The organism is Mesorhizobium silamurunense (genome assembly GCF_014843825.1).
GTDB lineage: Bacteria > Pseudomonadota > Alphaproteobacteria > Rhizobiales > Rhizobiaceae > Mesorhizobium > Mesorhizobium silamurunense.
Genome location: NZ_JHQR01000180.1, coordinates 18,968 through 34,921 on the forward strand (window position 1 = coordinate 18,968; position 15,954 = coordinate 34,921).

At 65.1% G+C, this 15,954-nt stretch carries 15 protein-coding genes; 9 read left to right on the forward strand and 6 right to left on the reverse strand.

The annotated features are described in order from the left end of the window. Positions 1 to 35: 35 nt before the first annotated feature. A complete protein-coding gene (gene ehuA, locus DH10_RS20350) occupies positions 36 to 821 on the reverse strand; it encodes an ectoine/hydroxyectoine ABC transporter ATP-binding protein EhuA (RefSeq protein ID WP_210325259.1) in 786 nt (261 codons plus the stop codon). Positions 822 to 957: 136 nt separating this feature from the next. Then, positions 958 to 2,343: a MocR-like ectoine utilization transcription factor EhuR gene (ehuR, locus tag DH10_RS20355; RefSeq protein WP_192254877.1), complete on the reverse strand. Its 1,386-nt coding sequence runs from the start codon at positions 2,341 to 2,343 to the stop codon at positions 958 to 960. 92 nt (positions 2,344 to 2,435) lie between these two features. Here ehuR and DH10_RS20360 point away from each other — a divergent pair, with 92 nt between their 5' ends. From DH10_RS20360 to DH10_RS20375, 4 genes are all read left to right on the forward strand, one after another. Beyond that, positions 2,436 to 2,918, forward strand: a complete 483-nt coding sequence (locus DH10_RS20360) for an Lrp/AsnC family transcriptional regulator (RefSeq protein WP_192255006.1) — start codon at positions 2,436 to 2,438, stop codon at positions 2,916 to 2,918. Positions 2,919 to 3,041: 123 nt separating this feature from the next. After that, complete coding sequence (locus DH10_RS20365; protein WP_192254879.1) at positions 3,042 to 4,538, forward strand: NAD-dependent succinate-semialdehyde dehydrogenase; 1,497 nt, start codon at positions 3,042 to 3,044, stop codon at positions 4,536 to 4,538. Between the two features lie 35 nt (positions 4,539 to 4,573). Beyond that, positions 4,574 to 5,953 carry an aspartate aminotransferase family protein gene (locus DH10_RS20370; RefSeq protein ID WP_192254881.1) on the forward strand — a complete coding sequence of 460 codons (1,380 nt, stop codon included), beginning with the start codon at positions 4,574 to 4,576 and terminating at the stop codon, positions 5,951 to 5,953. A gap of 8 nt (positions 5,954 to 5,961) precedes the next feature. Next, the gene (locus DH10_RS20375; protein WP_192254883.1) at positions 5,962 to 7,065 is read left to right on the forward strand and encodes an alcohol dehydrogenase family protein; all 1,104 of its coding nucleotides are present in this window, start codon (positions 5,962 to 5,964) and stop codon (positions 7,063 to 7,065) included. 37 nt (positions 7,066 to 7,102) lie between these two features. Here the strand turns inward: DH10_RS20375 and DH10_RS20380 are convergent, their stop codons facing one another. The 3 genes from DH10_RS20380 to DH10_RS20390 all read right to left on the reverse strand — a co-directional run bounded on the left by DH10_RS20380 (position 7,103) and on the right by DH10_RS20390 (position 9,620). After that, positions 7,103 to 7,864: an SDR family oxidoreductase gene (locus DH10_RS20380; RefSeq protein WP_192254885.1), complete on the reverse strand. Its 762-nt coding sequence runs from the start codon at positions 7,862 to 7,864 to the stop codon at positions 7,103 to 7,105. Between the two features lie 36 nt (positions 7,865 to 7,900). Further along, positions 7,901 to 8,671 carry an SDR family NAD(P)-dependent oxidoreductase gene (locus DH10_RS20385; protein ID WP_192254887.1) on the reverse strand — a complete coding sequence of 257 codons (771 nt, stop codon included), beginning with the start codon at positions 8,669 to 8,671 and terminating at the stop codon, positions 7,901 to 7,903. 118 nt (positions 8,672 to 8,789) lie between these two features. Next, the gene (locus DH10_RS20390) at positions 8,790 to 9,620 is read right to left on the reverse strand and encodes a GNAT family N-acetyltransferase (protein WP_192254889.1); all 831 of its coding nucleotides are present in this window, start codon (positions 9,618 to 9,620) and stop codon (positions 8,790 to 8,792) included. A 313-nt stretch (positions 9,621 to 9,933) separates the two neighbouring features. On the opposite strand from DH10_RS20390, the gene DH10_RS20395 reads away from it, so the two are divergent. Next, positions 9,934 to 10,800 (forward strand): hypothetical protein, encoded by an 867-nt coding sequence (locus tag DH10_RS20395; RefSeq protein ID WP_192254891.1) that lies wholly within the window; start codon positions 9,934 to 9,936, stop codon positions 10,798 to 10,800. A 4-nt stretch (positions 10,801 to 10,804) separates the two neighbouring features. Here the strand turns inward: DH10_RS20395 and DH10_RS20400 are convergent, their stop codons facing one another. After that, a complete protein-coding gene (locus DH10_RS20400; protein WP_192254893.1) occupies positions 10,805 to 12,007 on the reverse strand; it encodes an ROK family transcriptional regulator in 1,203 nt (400 codons plus the stop codon). Positions 12,008 to 12,228: 221 nt separating this feature from the next. On the opposite strand from DH10_RS20400, the gene DH10_RS20405 reads away from it, so the two are divergent. From DH10_RS20405 to DH10_RS20420, 4 genes are all read left to right on the forward strand, one after another. Then, positions 12,229 to 13,467, forward strand: coding sequence for an extracellular solute-binding protein (locus DH10_RS20405; RefSeq protein ID WP_192254895.1), 1,239 nt, complete (start codon positions 12,229 to 12,231; stop codon positions 13,465 to 13,467). 80 nt (positions 13,468 to 13,547) lie between these two features. Then, positions 13,548 to 14,432 carry a carbohydrate ABC transporter permease gene (locus DH10_RS20410; protein WP_192254897.1) on the forward strand — a complete coding sequence of 295 codons (885 nt, stop codon included), beginning with the start codon at positions 13,548 to 13,550 and terminating at the stop codon, positions 14,430 to 14,432. Beyond that, positions 14,432 to 15,277 (forward strand): carbohydrate ABC transporter permease, encoded by an 846-nt coding sequence (locus DH10_RS20415; protein WP_192254899.1) that lies wholly within the window; start codon positions 14,432 to 14,434, stop codon positions 15,275 to 15,277. Before DH10_RS20410 ends, DH10_RS20415 begins: the two co-directional genes overlap by 1 nt. A gap of 2 nt (positions 15,278 to 15,279) precedes the next feature. Continuing rightward, the coding region (locus DH10_RS20420; protein ID WP_192385266.1) for an SIS domain-containing protein at positions 15,280 to 15,954 on the forward strand (675 nt) is incomplete at its 3' end.

Consider the following 15,954-nt stretch of genomic DNA (forward strand, 5'->3'; position numbering starts at 1 on the left):
TTTCGGGACGGCTTCGCCGCCCTAGGGCATTGCGGTCAGACGCGGTGTCCGGCCGCGATGATCTTCTTCAGGAAGCCCTGCGTGCGTTCCTGCTTGGGATGGCGGAAAATCTCATCGGGCTTGCCTTCCTCGACGATCCTGCCGCGGTCGAAGAACAGCACGCGGTCGGCGAAGTCGTGGGCAAAGCCCATCTCGTGGGTGACGAGCAGCATCGTCATATCGGTCTCGGCGGCGAGCTTGCGCATGACGTTGAGCACCTCCTCGACCAGCTCAGGGTCGAGCGCCGAGGTAACCTCGTCGAACAGCATGATCTTGGGCGACAACGCCAACGCCCGAGCGATCGCTACGCGCTGCTTCTGGCCGCCGGAAAGCTGCGCCGGCATCGCCTTGGCCTTGTCGGCCAGCCCCACCATGTCGAGCAGTTGCATCGCCCGCTTTTCGGCGGCGGCGCGCGCGACGCCCTTGGTCAGCATCGGCGCCAGCGTGACGTTGTCCATGACGCATTTGTGCGGGAACAGATTGAAGAGCTGGAAGACCATGCCGATCTTCTGGCGCATCTTGGCCAGGTGCCGCTCGTCGGCCGGCAGCAGCCGGCCGTTGCGCTCCATGTGATAGAGCTGTTCGCCGTCGATCTGGATATGGCCGCCGTCGATCTTCTCCAGCGTCATCAAGATGCGCAGGATCGTCGTCTTGCCCGATCCGGACGGGCCGATCAGCGCCAGCTTCTCGCCTGGCATGACCTGCATCGACAGGCCGTCCAGCACCTTGAAGGTGCCGAAGCTCTTCGAAATGGCATCGACCTTGATGATGGGCGCGGGCAATATGTTTCCCCGTTCTGGAGCGGCCTATGCCCTTAACGATGCGAAACGCGCCAAATCATGTCAATCAGGAAAATAATATCATGACAATATTTCGCGCGCCGCACAATTTCAGGGCAATCTGCATTCAGCTTGTGCGTCAAATGGCGAGCAGGAGATGCTCAGGATCGCCAAGCAGGAGCTTGGCGACAACGCTCAAGCCGGCACGCAGTTCCCCTTCGGTGGTCGATCCGAGCGAGATGCGGACGGCCGGATGCCATGGCGTGGCGGCGATACGGAAAGACGTGCCCGGCGCGATCGCCACACCGCGCAGGCGCGCCTGGGCGACAAAGCTCTCCTCGGCGCGGTCGCCCGGCAGCTCCAGCCAGAGATGCAGCCCATCGCGATGGAAGCGATAGTCCACCCCCGTGAGCACCTCAGCGGCGATCTCCTGCCGGCGTCTCAGCGCACCGCGCTGCCATTTGACCAACTCGATCGCCGTACCGTCGTTCACCCAGCGCGTCGCGATCTCCGCCACCATCGGCGTTGCCATCCAGTTCGAGACGAGGTGGCGGTTGGCGACGGCCGCGACGTAGCGGTCCGGCACGGCGAGATAACCGATGCGCAGGCCGGGCACGACGATCTTGGTGAATGAGGTGACGTAGAGCGTCCGCTCGGGCGCGAAGGCGGCGACGGCGGGAGGCCTGCCTTCGACCAGCGGCCCAAGCACATCATTCTCGATGATGGCGATGTCATGCTTGCGCGCCACCGCCGCGATCTGCTCGCGCCGGTTGGCGTCCATCAGGGTCGCCGTCGGGTTGATCACCGAAGGCTGGACGAAGACGGCGCGGATGTCCGAGAGACGGCAGGCTTCGTCCAACGCCTCGGGGATCAGTCCATTGTCGTCGATCGGCAGGCCTTCGAGGTTGAAGCCGAGATAGCGCGCAAGCGGCACCAGCGTGTGATGGCCGATCGCCTCTGTGGCGACCGTCGAGCCGGGCGGCGCGACGCTCATCAGCGCCACCGTCATGCCGGCCGTGGCGCCGTTGGTGAGGTTGACGTTCTGCGGCGAGGCTTCGAGGCCGCAGAGCTTCAGCCATTCGACCGCCACCGCGCGGTGGCGCGGGAACACCATGTTCGGCCGGAACGACAGCGCCGAGCTCGACGGCAGGTTCTCGGCCAGCCAGGAGAGCGCCTGCTTCAGCTTCTCCAGATGCATCGGCTCGCAGACCGGCTTCAGGATGGAGAGGTCGATGACCTCGCCCAGACGTTCCGGAAGGTAGGGCGGCTCTGGCTCGCGGCGCTGCGTCTGAACGAAGCTGCCGCGCCCGACCTCGCCGGAAATCAGGCCGCGGCGGATCAGCTCCTCATAGGCGCGGCTGACGGTCTGCACCGAAAGTTTCAGGTCGTCCGCAAGGCGGCGGTGCGTCGGCAGCCGCGCGCCATTGGCGAGCCGCCCGTCATGGATCGCGCGGGCGAATTGGTCGGCCAGCGAGAGATAGGCCGGTCGTCGGATGAGCGCAGGATCTGGCTGCCATAATGTCATGACTTATTAGAGATCGAAATCAGTGCAATTGACAATCGAAATAATGCATCGTCATGGTGCCTTGAGCAAAAAACGGAGCCGGCATGGCGGCAGTGAAACTCGACCCGATCGACCTCAGGATCCTGGACGCCATCCAGCGCGACGGGCGCATCACCAAGCTGGCGCTGGCCGAGAAGGTCGGCCTGTCGCCGACGCCCTGCTGGATGCGGCTGCGCAAGCTGGAGAAGGCCGGCATCGTTTCCGGCTATCACGCTTCGATCGCCATGCGCAGCATCGCGCCGGTGGCGACGGTACTGATGGAGGTGACCCTAGCCAACCACCGCCAGGCCGATTTCGATCGCTTCGAGCGGGTCGTTCGCGACATACCCGAGATCGTCGCCTGCTGGTCGGTCGGCGGCGGCGTCGATTATGTGCTGAAAGTGATGGCGCGCGACGTCGACGCCTATCAGCGGCTGGTGGATAGCCTGCTGGAACGCGAGATCGGCATCGACCGATACTTCACCTACATCGTCACCAAGACGGTGAAGGAGGAGACGGTGTTGCCGGTCGCCGATCTGCTGCCGGGGCAAAGCTAGAGAGATTGTCTGGCCCTGCGGGTGATTAGAGACAATCTTTCTGGCTGATGGTGCCGAAACAGCCTCTCTGTCTCAGCCGCGCGGCTAGTCTCTCCGCATCGCCTTGGCACCGGGAGACAATCGATGTCCGCGCATTTTGCCCGCACGAATCACCACGACGCGCTCGACCGCCTTGCCGACCGCCGCCTGCGGCGCGCGCTCGCCTATGTCGACGGCCATTGGACCGCAAGCGAGGCGGCGGAAAGTTTTGAAGTCACCGATCCGGCGACCGGCGCCACGGTCGCCTTCGTCGCCGCGCTCGATGCCGGCCAGACGACGAAAGCGATCGATGCTGCCTCGCGCGCCTTCCCGGCCTGGCGCTCGGCCCTGCCGCAGGAGCGCTCAAGGGTCTTGCGAAAATGGTTCGATCTGATCGTCGCCGCCAAGGACGATCTGGCGCTGCTGATGACGCTCGAGCAGGGCAAGCCGCTCAAGGAATCGCTGGGCGAGATCGACTACGCCGCCTCCTTCGTCGAGTGGTATGCCGAGGAAGCAAAACGCCTCAACGCCGAAAGCGTCACCAGCCACCTGCCCAACGCCGAGATGACCGTGCGCCGCGAGCCGCTCGGCGTTGTCGGCGTCGTAACCCCGTGGAATTTTCCTTCCGCCATGCTCACCCGCAAGGCGGCGGCCGCCCTTGCTGCCGGATGCACCATCGTCGCGCATCCCTCTTCCGAAACGCCTTTGTCGGCGCTGGCACTAGCCGAGCTCGGCGAGCGCGCCGGGCTGCCGGCCGGCGTCTTCAACGTCGTCACCGGCGATGCGCGAACGATTGTCGGCGCGATGTGCGCCGACACCAGGGTCCGCGCCATGAGCTTCACCGGTTCGACCGAAGTCGGCAGGCAGATCGCCGCGCAGAGCGCACCGACCATGAAGCGCCTGGTCATGGAACTCGGCGGCCATGCGCCGCTCATCGTCTTCGACGATGCCGATGTCGACAAGGCGGTGACGATCGCGCTCGACGCCAAATTCGTCACCTCCGGCCAGGATTGCCTCGCCGCCAACCGCATCTATGTGCAGCGGCCGATCTACGAGCGGTTCTGCGCCGCTTTCGCGCGCCGCATCGAAAGCCTTCGCACCGGCAACGGGCTTTCCGGCGACGCCGATATCGGGCCGCTGATGCACGAACGTGCCGTCAAGAAGGTGGAGGAGCAGGTGGCGGACGCGCTCGCACGCGGCGCGCGGTGCCTGACCGGCGGCAAGCGTCACGCGGCCGGGCAGCTGTTCTTCCAGCCGACGCTGCTCGTCGACGTGACGGACGACGACGCGCTGATCATGCATGAGGAAACCTTCGGCCCGGTCGCGGCCGTGACGCCGTTCGACGACGAAGCAGAAGTCGTGACCCGCGCCAATGCTACCGAATACGGCCTCGTCGCCTATGTCGTGACCGAAAGTGGCGCCCGGCAGGCGCGCATGGGCCGCGCGCTGGACTACGGCATGGTCGCGATCAACCGGGTGAAGATCACCGGCGCGCCGATCCCGTTCGGCGGCGTCAAGCAGTCCGGCATCGGCCGCGAAGGCTCGCGCCACGGCCTCGAAGCCTTCACCGATCTGAAATACCTTTGTCTGGACGTCGCCTAGCCCACGCCGGAAGAATTCCCTGCAGGAGAAAAAAGATGCTTGAACAATCCAACGAACTTTCGGCCTGGGACCGCGACCACTTCTTCCATCCCTCGACGCATATGGGCACGCATGCGCGCGGCGAATCGCCGGCCCGCATTATGGCCGGCGGCGAAGGCGTCACCGTGTGGGACAACACCGGCAGGAAGAGCATCGATGCCTTCGCCGGCCTCTATTGCGTCAATGTCGGCTACGGCCGCCAGAAGATCGCCGATGCCATTGCCGAGCAGGCGAGGAACCTCGCCTACTACCACGCCTATGTCGGCCACGGCACCGAGGCCTCGATCCGGCTTTCCAAGATGATCATCGACCGCGCGCCGAAGGGCATGTCGAGGGTTTATTTCGGCCTTTCCGGCTCCGATGCCAACGAGACCAACATCAAGCTGATCTGGTATTACAACAATGTTCTCGGCCGGCCCGAGAAGAAGAAGATCATCTCGCGCTGGCGCGGCTATCACGGCTCTGGCGTCATGACGGGTTCGCTGACCGGGCTCGAGCTGTTCCACAACGCTTTCGACCTGCCGCGCGCGCCGATCATGCACACCGAGGCGCCCTATTATTTCCGCCGCGCGGACCGCTCGATGAGCGAGGAGCAATTCTCGCAATATTGCGCCGACAAGCTCGAGGAGATGATCCTCGCCGAGGGCCCGGACACGGTCGCGGCCTTCATCGGCGAGCCGATCCTCGGCACCGGCGGCATCGTGCCGCCGCCGGCCGGCTATTGGCAGAAGGTCCAGGCGGTGCTGAACAAGTACGACGTGCTGCTCGTCGCCGACGAGGTCGTGACCGGCTTCGGCCGTCTCGGCACCATGTTCGGTTCCGACCACTACGGCATCCAGCCTGACCTGATCACCATCGCCAAGGGCCTGACCTCGGCCTATGCGCCGCTCTCCGGCGTCATCGTCTCCGACAAGGTCTGGCAGGTGCTCGTCAAGGGTTCCGACAAGCTGGGCTCGCTCGGCCATGGCTGGACCTATTCGGCGCATCCGATCTGCGTTGCTGCGGGCATCGCCAATCTCGAACTGATCGATGAGATGGATCTGGTTAGGAATGCGGGTGAGACCGGCGCCTATTTCCGCGCCGAGCTGGCCAAGGCCGTCGGCGGCCACAGAAACGTCGGCGAGGTGCGCGGCGACGGCATGCTGGCGGCGGTCGAGTTCGTGAAGGACCGGGACGACCGCGTCTTCTTCGATCCTTCGCTGAAGGTCGGGCCGCAGATCGCCACAGCGCTTGCAGCAAGCGGCGTCATCGGTCGCGCCATGCCGCAGGGTGATATTCTCGGATTCGCGCCGCCGCTCTGCCTGACGCGCGAGGAGGCCGACACGATCGTCGCCAAGACCGCCGACGCGGTGAAGAGCGTATTGGCCAGCATCTGAGAAGCGACATGAACGCCATGACAAGAACTGTTCCAGCCATGATGGCCGCCGTGCAGCTCACCGGCCATGGCGGTCTGGAAAAGCTCGTCTACCGGACCGACGTGAAGGTGCCCTCGCCGGCTGCCGGCGAAGTGCTGGTCAAGGTCAGCGCCTGCGGCATGAACAACACCGACGTGTGGGTGCGCCAGGGCGCCTATGGCACGGAGGAGGACGCCGCCGCGGTGTCGACCTGGCGCCGGCAGGGCAACACGCTGACCTTCCCGCGCATCCAGGGCACCGACACGGTGGGCACCATCGTTGCCGTCGGTGACGGCGTGCCTGCCAGCCGCATCGGCGAACGCGTGATGGTCGATTTCTCCATCTACAACCGCGACGACGATTCGCTTGCCGACATCGACTATATGGGCCACGGCCGCGACGGCGGTTATGCCGAATACCAGGCGCTGCCGGCCGAGAACGCGCATGTCGTCGACACCGACCTCAGCGACGTCGAGCTCGCCACCTTCTGCTGTGCCTATCTCACCGGCGAGCAGATGCTGGAACGCGCGGAGCTCAAGGCCGGCGAGCGGGCGCTGGTCACCGGCGCGTCCGGCGGCGTCGGTTCCGGCATCGTGCAACTGGCGCGGGCGCGCGGCGCCATCCCCTATGCTGTCGTCGGCAAGGGCAAGGAGCAGGCCGTGCTCGACATCGGCGCCGAGAAGGTGATCACGCGCGGCGTGGCCGATCTGCCTGCCGCGGTCAACGAAGCGACCGGCGGTCGACCCATCGACGTGGTCGCCGACCTTGTCGGCGGCACCATCTTCAACGACCTGCTGCGCATTTTGCGGCCCGAAGGCCGCTACACCACGGCGGGCGCCATTGCCGGGCCGGTCGTGCAGCTCGACCTCCGCACCATGTATCTGAAGCAGCTGCAGCTGCACGGCTCGAGCCAGGGCACCAGGGGCGATTTCCGCCGCATCGTGGGCTACATCGAGGAAAAGAAAATCAAGCCGCTGGTCGGCGGCGTCTACAAACTGTCGGACTTCCACCGCGCCCAGACGGACTTCATGGCCAAGGACTTCGTCGGCAAGCTGGTGGTGGTGCCGGACACTGTGGCAGCCGAGAACAAATAACGGTCGATGGCAGCGGCCAAGGGCTCGCCCATCGCGGTCAGCCCTTGCGCTCCTGCAGGATGTTGCCGCCGTCCACGACGAGGACGGCGCCATTGACGTAGCTCGCCCCGTCGGACGCCAGGAACAGGACGGCGGCGGCGACCTCCTGAGGTGTGCCGGCGCGTCCAAGCGGCGTGTTTTGCGCGGCAACGAGCTCTTCCGGCGTCGAGGCGCCCGTCGCGATCCAGCCCGGCGCCACGGCATTGACGGTGACGCCGCTGCGGCCGACTTCGAGGGCAAGCGCATGCGTCAGCCCGACCATGCCCGCCTTGGCCGCGGAATAGGCGGCCTCTCCTTCGTTGGAGACGTAGGGTCCGGTGACCGAGGCCATGTTCACCACGCGTCCATGCCCGCGCTGAACCATGCCGGCCAAGAATCCGCGTATGCTCAAGAACGCGGTTTTGAGGCTGACATCGATGCCCCGGTCCCAGTCGCTCTCGCTGAGATCGAGAAATCGCCGCTGCAAGGCCGGCTGGGCCACCGTTCCCATGCCGGCATTGTTGACGAGGATATCGATCTCGCCGACCTCCGAGCACAGCCGCTCGACATCCGGCGCGCGCGTCAGATCGGCCACCACGGCGCGGACATCGAGCCCTTCCGCCCGCAGCTCTTCAGCGCGCTGCGCGACACGCTGCGACGAGGCGGTAATGGCGACCGCAAGCCCGGCTTCGCCGAGCGCGCGTGCGACGGCGACGCCGATGCCGTCGGCGGCGCCCGCACCGGTCACCAGTGCCGTGCGGGATTTGCGAAACAGGAGCATGAACCCTCCAGGCGATGAAGCCGATGCCGCCGCAATTCAGTATCCGGCACTGATGCCGAAATCGATCGAAAGCGCGGCCCCGGTGATCGGCGCCGCGCCGGGCTGGCAAAGATAGTGGATGAAGGAAGCGATCTCCTCCACGGTGATGAAGCGAGCTCTTTCCCCTTGCGGATAGTGCCCCAGGAGCTTCCGCTTGTAACCGTCCGGATCATTTCCGCCATAGGTCGTCGCCTGATACTCGATCATCGGCGTCGCCGTGTCGCCGGGGCAGACGGCGTTGACCCTGATGCCGCGCGAGGCAAGCTCCAGGGCGAGGGCCTTGGTCAGCAGGACGAGCCCGCCCTTGGAGGCGCAAAAGACCGCCGCGCCGTTGTTGCCGACGATGCCCGCGTCGGACGCAATATTGATGATCGCACCTTGCGCCGCTGCGAGATGCGGAATGGCGGCCGAGATCAGGAAGAACGCGCCTTTGAGATTGACGTCCAACACAAGGTCCCATTGCTCTTCTTGGACCTCGCTTGCCGGTCCCTCGAGCCAGACGCCTGCAGCGTTGACGAGAATGTCCAGACGGCCGCCCCACTCACGGGTTTTGTCGACAACCTCCCGGCAGGCGGCGACGGAGCGGATATCGAGCGGCAAGCCGATCGCCTTTGCGCCGGTCGCGGCGATCTTTGCCACGGCATCATCGAGTTTCACACCTGGAAGGTCGGCAAGCGCGACGTTGTCGCCGTCAGCCGCGAGGCGAAGTCCGGTCGCGAGACCCATCCCGCCGGCACCGCCCGCGATCAGGACTGTCCTGCCAGCCATTTCGATAACCTCCACGAAACGCCATCCTTGGTTCCATGCGAACCATGTCCCGCAGACATGTCGCGTGCACCACGCCAGACGAACAGTGATCCCAACAGGTTCGGCCTGCGATCCGCGCTCACCCCAACTCCAGCGTCGTGATGCCGAAAACCTTCGTCGGGGCGTTGCCCGGCTTGCCGCCCTTGTACATGCGGGTCGTCGTGAAGCCCGCAACCATGCCGGCTGCCTGAAGCATGGCGGCAAAGCCGACCTGGGTGGCCGGCACGTCGATATGCAGCGCTTCGCCCGCTGTCCTGTCCGCCAGCGCCGCCACCAGCGCCAAGGCTGTGTCCATCCCATCGGCGAACAGCGGGCCGATCTTGAATCCCTCGCGGCATCGGCGTGCCACGCCATAGCCGGCAATGCCGGCCGAGCCGGCGGACATGAGCGCAATCCGGGGCGGCTGCAGCCATTCCCGCAGGAAGGCCTCGCGCAGCGCCGGGAAGCACTGGCGGTCGTAAGCGAGGATCTCGGCGAAGCTGGCGGCCGTCGCGGGCAGGATGTCGCTGCCGCCGGCCAGGCGGACAGCTCCGCTGAAGCGGACGGTCTCATAGGCAGGCACGAACCCCTTGCGCTGGTAGTTGGCCCTTTGCTCGGGCACGCCGTCGAGACCGACGATCCGGTCGCCGAGCCGGGCCATGCCGGCGTCCCAGACCGCCTTGCCATGGCCTTCGCCACGCCAGTCGGGCCGGCAGATATAGAGGCCGATGAAGCCGAATCCCGCGCCGTAGGCGACAGCCGAAATGCCGGCCACCATCTCGCCGCCGGCGAAGGCGCCGATGAACCCTTCCGGATCGGCGGCCCTGAGTGCGGCGGCATCGCCGATACCCGGATTCCAGCCCTCGCCCGCCGCCCAGTCGACAAGCGTTTCCACTTCGCTGGGCGTCAGCGTCCGGATCGTTCTCGGCATTGCTTCACTCGGCGGCGGCCTGAGGTGACGGATTTCAAACCGCACGATAGGTCGCGGCTCGCAGCTTGCAAGGGGCATCTCACCGCGGCGGCGTGGAGGACAAAGCGCCGGCGCGGCTCAGCCGAAGCAGAGCGCTCGACGAAGGAGACCTGTGGATCCGACTGTTGCTTGAGGGTTTTCCAAACTGATGCAAAGAGTTAGCGAGGAACCTGCTGTGCAATCATCGTTGTTCCAAAAGGCAACTGGACACGACCGGCGAAGGCTATAAATCTTCATTTGCCGTTGCTTGATATGAATGGGAGTGCCGCAGGAAATGCCGCTGAGTGCCGAAGAGATCGCCAGTCATCCGGCAGCTCTCCGCGGTGTCCAGGAACAGTCGCGCGCGCTTATCCACATCTACGAAACCAGCCCGCGCCTTGCCGCCGTTTTTGCCACCCAGCAGCGCTGGCTGCTCGGCCATGTCGGGCTCGCTTTGCATTTCAGGCGCGACCCCAATGATCGCCGCACCGAAATGACGGTGGCGCGTTTCATCGAGGTCGTGCGCCGCAATTCAGTCGCCAGCCGCAACACCGCCGAGGCGTTCGTCAAGGAAATGCTGCACTACAACGTCGCTGAATATCTTTCGATGAGCGGCGATGGCCGTGCCCACCCCTTGCGGGTGACCGCGGCCACCATTGAGACCTTCACCGGCTGGATCCATGCCCATTTGAGGACGCTTGATCGGATCGACGGCGGGAACCGGTTGGCAACCTTCCTCGAGCGGCCCGATGTGCTGGCAAAGCTGCAGCCATTGATCTGCGACGGATTGCTCGCGTCCGTTCCGGTGCGGGAACCCGAACAGACTTTCTCGTTGTTTATCTGGTTGAACAACGGCGGCATCGTCATGGACTGGCTGATGTCGGGCATCGACCCGGAGGACGCCAACCTCGAGAAGATTCCGACCGGCGTCATTTCGATCAGCGAATTCGCGCATTGGTTGAAGTTGTCGCGCACGCATCTGGCGCGCAAGCTCCATGACGCCGAGGCGCTCGGCAGTATCGGCTGGGTCGGCCAGCGCGGACATTCCGTCATGTGGGTCTCACGGCAGTTCTTCCAGGAATACATGGCCGTGCAGGCAGCCAAGCTCGCTGTGGTCGATGCGGCCTTCGAGGTATGTTTTTCCACGGCCCGCGAAAACTGAGCGCCTATCCGGCTTTCAGAATAGCCGAGAAGCGCGGGTCGAAAGCCCTGCTGATCGGCTCGGCCGCGGCGCCGACGGCGATGGCCCATGGATCGGTGGTGCCGAGTTGCAAACGCGGCAGTCGCCGCCCGGGGCGATCGGCGATGGACGGCAGCAGCGGATGCATGGCCTGCAGCAGGCGCCGGGCCAGAGGCTCGGGCGCGCCGCTGGTGAGGATGACGGTCTGTGGATCGAAGATCGTTTCGATGAGATGCACGCTCCAGCGCAGATCGGATGCGGCGTCTTCGATCCAGCCCATGACCTTGGGATCTGCCGCGACGGCCAAGGCGGCCAATTTTTCGTAGAGGTTGGCATCGGCGGGGTTGAGGCCGAGATGCTGGTAGAGCGAAGCAAGCGAGGCGCGGTGCTCGAGCGGCGTCGAACCTGGCCCCGCGGGAGACAGCAGCGCCATGCCGATCTCGCCGGCATTGCCGTTGCCGCCGCTGTAAAGCTCGCCGTTGAGGATGAGCCCGGCGGCGATGCCGTAACCCACATAGAGGCAGACCGCGTGATCGATGCCATGCGCCGCGCCGACGATGCGCTCCGCCGTGGCGCAGGCAGCGGCGTCGTTCTGCAATCCGACATTCAGTCCGGTCCCGGCCGCCAGCGTCTCCAGCAGCGGAAATTGCTGCCAGGCCGGCATCATCCATTTGTTGTCGGGATTCTTGAGGCCGAAAGGCCCTGGCATCGCGACGCCGAGGCCGACCAACCGTCGCTCCGATTGGGCGGAGATGCCGGCCAGCTCGTGCCTGACGCGAGCCACAAGCCCGAGGATGATCTCGACGCCTTCCGACGGTTGGTCGAACGGAAGGCTCGCCTCGGCGCGGGCCACGACATTGCCGACGAGGTCGACCACGACCACACGTGTCAGGTGTCGGTCGATCTGCAGGCCGATGGCGAAGGCGCCTTCCGGCACCAGCCTGTAGGGCGTGAAGGGCTGCCCCCTGCCCTTGCGCACCGCATCCAGCGCCACGACCAGGCCGTCGCGTTCGAGATCCTCGACGATATTCGAAACCGCCTGCTTGGTGAGCTGGGTCGCTCGCGCCAGGTCGGCGCGCGATAGCGCGCCGTTGAGCCGCAGCGCCTCGATCATGACGCGGCGGTTGTGCGCGCTCGTCCCCTCCTGGTTGGTGCCGCTCTTGGCGCGGATCGGGCTGATGTCGTGCACCTGCGTTTCCCCCTTGACTCCATTAAAGGATTGCATGACTAATTAAGTCAAGCGAATTGACTTAATGGTGAAGACCAGAACGGTTTCAAGAAAAAGACGGCATGGCGCCGAGCCTTCGCCGCCCGCCGCTCCGGCAGATCCGGTCACACGCGATAGCATTCGGGAGAGCGGCGTGCTGCCTACGCCGCCAACCCGCGGATTTCTAAAATGGGAGAAAAAACATGCTGAAATCGATCGGTAGGACACTTCTGGGCGCGGTCTTCATTGGCGGGCTGCTGGTTCCCCACGCCTTCGCCGAAACCACCTTGAACGCGCTCTTCATGGCGCAGGCCGCCTACAGCGAAGCCGACGTCCGCGCCATGACCGAGGCCTTCACCAAGGCCAATCCGGACATCAAGGTCAATCTCGAATTCGTTCCCTATGAAGGCCTCCACGACAAGACCGTGCTCGCGCAAGGCTCCGGCGGCGGTTACGACGTCGTGCTGTTCGACGTCATCTGGCCGGCAGAATATGCGACCAACAAAGTGCTGGTGGACGTGTCGTCGAAGATCACCGACGAAATGAAGAAGGGCGTGCTGCCCGGCGCCTGGACCACCGTCCAGTATGACGGCAAGTACTATGGCATGCCCTGGATCCTCGACACCAAATACCTGTTCTACAACAAGGAAATCCTGGAGAAGGCCGGCATCAAGGCGCCGCCGAAGACCTGGGACGAGCTCAACGAACAGGCCAAGATGATCAAGGACAAGGGTCTGCTCGCCACGCCGATCGCCTGGAGCTGGTCGCAGGCCGAAGCCGCCATTTGCGATTACACCACCCTGGTCAGCGCCTATAAGGGCGACTTCCTCAAGGACGGCAAGCCGGACTTCCAGAACGGCGGCGGCCTCGAGGCGCTGAAATACATGGTCGACAGCTACAAGTCGGGCCTGACCAATCCCAATTCCAAGGAATTCCTGGAAGAAGACGTCCGCAAGGTGTTCGAAAACGGCGATGCCGCCTTCGCGCTCAACTGGACCTATATGTACAACATGGCCAACGACCCGAAGGACTCGAAGGTTGCCGGCAAGGTCGGCGTCGTGCCGGCGCCGGGCGTTGCCGGCAAGAGCGAGGTTTCGGCCGTCAACGGCTCGATGGGTCTCGGCATCACCGCCGTCAGCAAGCATCCTGACGAGGCCTGGAAGTACATCGAGTTCATGACCTCTCAGAAGACGCAGAACCAGTACGCCAAGCTCTCGCTGCCGATCTGGGCCTCGTCCTACGACGACCCGGCCGTCACCAAGGGCCAGGAAGAGCTGATCGCCACGGCAAAGCTTGGGCTCGCGGCCATGTATCCGCGTCCGACCACGCCGAAATACCAGGAACTGTCGACCGCCCTGCAGCAGGCCATCCAGGAATCGCTGCTCGGCCAGACCTCGCCTGAAGACGCGCTGAAGACGGCGGCCGAAAACAGCGGCCTTTGAACCCAATCGCTGAACCGCGGGCGGCCTTGCGCCGCCCGTGTTATCACTGAAATTTCGACGATCAGGGAGAGGCGCCTCGGATGTCAGGCACCTGGATGACGACTCGTGCGTGGCTGCTGATGCTGCCGCTTTTGGTGGTCATGGTCGCCGTCATCGGCTGGCCGCTGGTCGACACCGTCGGCCTCTCCTTCACCGACGCCAAGCTGGTTGGCACCGCGGGCAATTTCGTCGGCATCGACAATTACACCAAGATGCTGACCAGCTCGAACTTCACCCGAACGCTGACGACCACCACCTGGTTCGCCGTCGTTTCGGTCGCCGCCGAAATGGTGATCGGCGTGCTGGCCGCGCTGCTGCTCAACCAGGAATTTCGCGGCCGCAGCGTGTTGCGCGGATTGATGATCCTGCCCTGGGCGCTGCCGACCGTGGTCAACGCCACGCTCTGGCGACTGATCTACAATCCCGAATATGGCGCGCTGAACGCAGCACTCACGCAATTGCATGTCATCGACGCCTATCGTTCCTGGCTGGGCGAGCCCGGAACGGCGCTGGCGGCGCTGATCGTCGCCGACTGCTGGAAGAACTTTCCGCTGGTGGCACTCATTGCGCTCGCAGCCCTGCAGGCGGTGCCGCGCGACATCACCGCCGCCGCCCTGGTCGACGGCGCCGGTCCCTTCGCCCGCTTCCGCTTCGTCATCCTGCCCTATCTTGCCGGGCCGCTGATGGTGGCACTTGTGCTGCGCACCATCGAAGCCTTCAAGGTCTTCGACATCATCTGGGTGATGACGCGCGGCGGCCCTGCCAACAGCACCCGCTCGCTGTCGATCCTCGTGTATCAGGAGGCCTTTTCCTTCCAGCGCGCCGGCTCCGGCGCGTCGCTGGCGCTGATCGTTACTCTGCTCGTCACCGTGCTTGCCGTTGCCTATGCGGCGCTGGTCAAGAAGACCGCGGGGAGCGCCGCCTGATGGAACGCAAGAACCCGGTCTTCACCGCCTTCATCTATGCCTGCGCCATCCTGCTCGCCGCGGTGATCCTGGCGCCGCTCGTCTGGCTCTTCGTGATGAGCATTTCGCCGGCGGCCGATCTCGCCGCCAAGCCCTTGCGCTGGTGGCCGCAAAGCGCCGACTTCTCCCGCTATGCGCAGCTTTTGTCGACGACCGAAAATAGCGCCGGCGCCGCCTTCACCGCATCGCTGCGCAACAGCCTCGAGGTCGCGGGCATGGCGACGCTCGCCGCCATCCTGCTTGCCGTGCCGGCCGGCTGGGCCGTCTCGCGCACGCCCTCGGTCGGCTGGTCGCTGTCCATGGTGATCGCCACCTACATGCTGCCGCCGGTGGCGCTTTCGGTGCCGCTCTATATGGGGCTGTCCTATCTCGGCCTGCTCAACAACGTCTTCGGGCTGGCGCTGATCTATTTGACGATCCTGGCGCCATTCACCACCTGGCTGATGAAATCGGGCTTCGATGCCATCCCGCGCGAGATCGAGGCAGCCGCCATGATCGACGGCGCCGGGCTCTTCCAGACCTGGCGCATCCTCAGTTTGCCGCTGGCGGCGCCCGTGGTGGCGACATCGGCGCTCTTTGCCGTGCTGCTTGCCTGGGACGAGTTCTTCTACGCACTGCTCTTCACCTCGGACCAGCGGGCGAAGACGCTCACCGTCGCCATCGCCGATCTCGCCGGCGGCCGCGTTTCCGACTACGGGCTGATCGCCACGGCCGGCGTGCTTGCCGCCTTGCCGCCAGTGCTGATCGGCCTCGTCATGCAGCGCGCGCTGATTTCGGGTCTCACCAGCGGCGGTGTGAAAGGATAATGATGATTGGAGAAAAGAAGCGCCCCGCGGGGCTTGCCGCAATCGATCGCGAGATGGCGCGCCAGCATGAGGATGCGATCGCCTCATTCAAGAACAACACCGATATCGCCGGCCAGGTCGCTGCCTCGATCAGGCGCAACGGCAGGCTGGTCCTGCTCGGTATGGGCGCCTCGCATGCCGTCGCCCGGACCGTCGAGCCGCTTTATCGCGCCCGCGGCATCGATGCCATCGCGGTGCCGCTTTCGGAGCAGCTCGGCCAGCCATTGCCCCTCACCGGCAGGACGGTGCTCGTCACCTCGCAATCCGGAGAGAGCGCCGAGGTGGTGCGGTGGTTCTCCGAGGCAGGTCAGCGCGCCGACATTTTCGGCCTGACGCTGGAAGCCGGCTCCTTCCTCGGCCGGACGATCCCATGCCTTGTCGGCGCCGGCGGCACCGAGCTTGCCTTTGCCGCGACTCGCAGCCTGACCGTGACCTTCGCCCTGCATCTCGCCATCCTGGCGGCACTCGGCGATGATCCCGCGCCGGCGCTCGCGGCGCTGGAGACTCCGGAAGCCATCGCGATCGACGCCGCGCTGGCTGCCCTGAGCGAGGTGGCGACCGTCGTCACCTCCGGCCGCAGCCTGCAGGGGCTGGCCGAGGCGCTGGCGCTCGGCCTCACCGAGCTGTCGCGCGTGCCA

What these genes read in the sequence shown, in the direction of transcription:
- ehuR (WP_192254877.1), bottom strand. Translation starts at nt 2,343, where the DNA reads ATGACATTATGGCAGCCAGATCCTGCGCTCATCCGACGACCGGCCTAT.
- DH10_RS20365 (WP_192254879.1), top strand. Translation starts at nt 3,042, where the DNA reads ATGTCCGCGCATTTTGCCCGCACGAATCACCACGACGCGCTCGACCGC.
- DH10_RS20370 (WP_192254881.1), top strand. Translation starts at nt 4,574, where the DNA reads ATGCTTGAACAATCCAACGAACTTTCGGCCTGGGACCGCGACCACTTC.
- DH10_RS20375 (WP_192254883.1), top strand. Translation starts at nt 5,962, where the DNA reads ATGAACGCCATGACAAGAACTGTTCCAGCCATGATGGCCGCCGTGCAG.
- DH10_RS20380 (WP_192254885.1), bottom strand. Translation starts at nt 7,864, where the DNA reads ATGCTCCTGTTTCGCAAATCCCGCACGGCACTGGTGACCGGTGCGGGC.
- DH10_RS20385 (WP_192254887.1), bottom strand. Translation starts at nt 8,671, where the DNA reads ATGGCTGGCAGGACAGTCCTGATCGCGGGCGGTGCCGGCGGGATGGGT.
- DH10_RS20390 (WP_192254889.1), bottom strand. Translation starts at nt 9,620, where the DNA reads ATGCCGAGAACGATCCGGACGCTGACGCCCAGCGAAGTGGAAACGCTT.
- DH10_RS20395 (WP_192254891.1), top strand. Translation starts at nt 9,934, where the DNA reads ATGCCGCTGAGTGCCGAAGAGATCGCCAGTCATCCGGCAGCTCTCCGC.
- DH10_RS20405 (WP_192254895.1), top strand. Translation starts at nt 12,229, where the DNA reads ATGCTGAAATCGATCGGTAGGACACTTCTGGGCGCGGTCTTCATTGGC.
- DH10_RS20410 (WP_192254897.1), top strand. Translation starts at nt 13,548, where the DNA reads ATGTCAGGCACCTGGATGACGACTCGTGCGTGGCTGCTGATGCTGCCG.
- DH10_RS20415 (WP_192254899.1), top strand. Translation starts at nt 14,432, where the DNA reads ATGGAACGCAAGAACCCGGTCTTCACCGCCTTCATCTATGCCTGCGCC.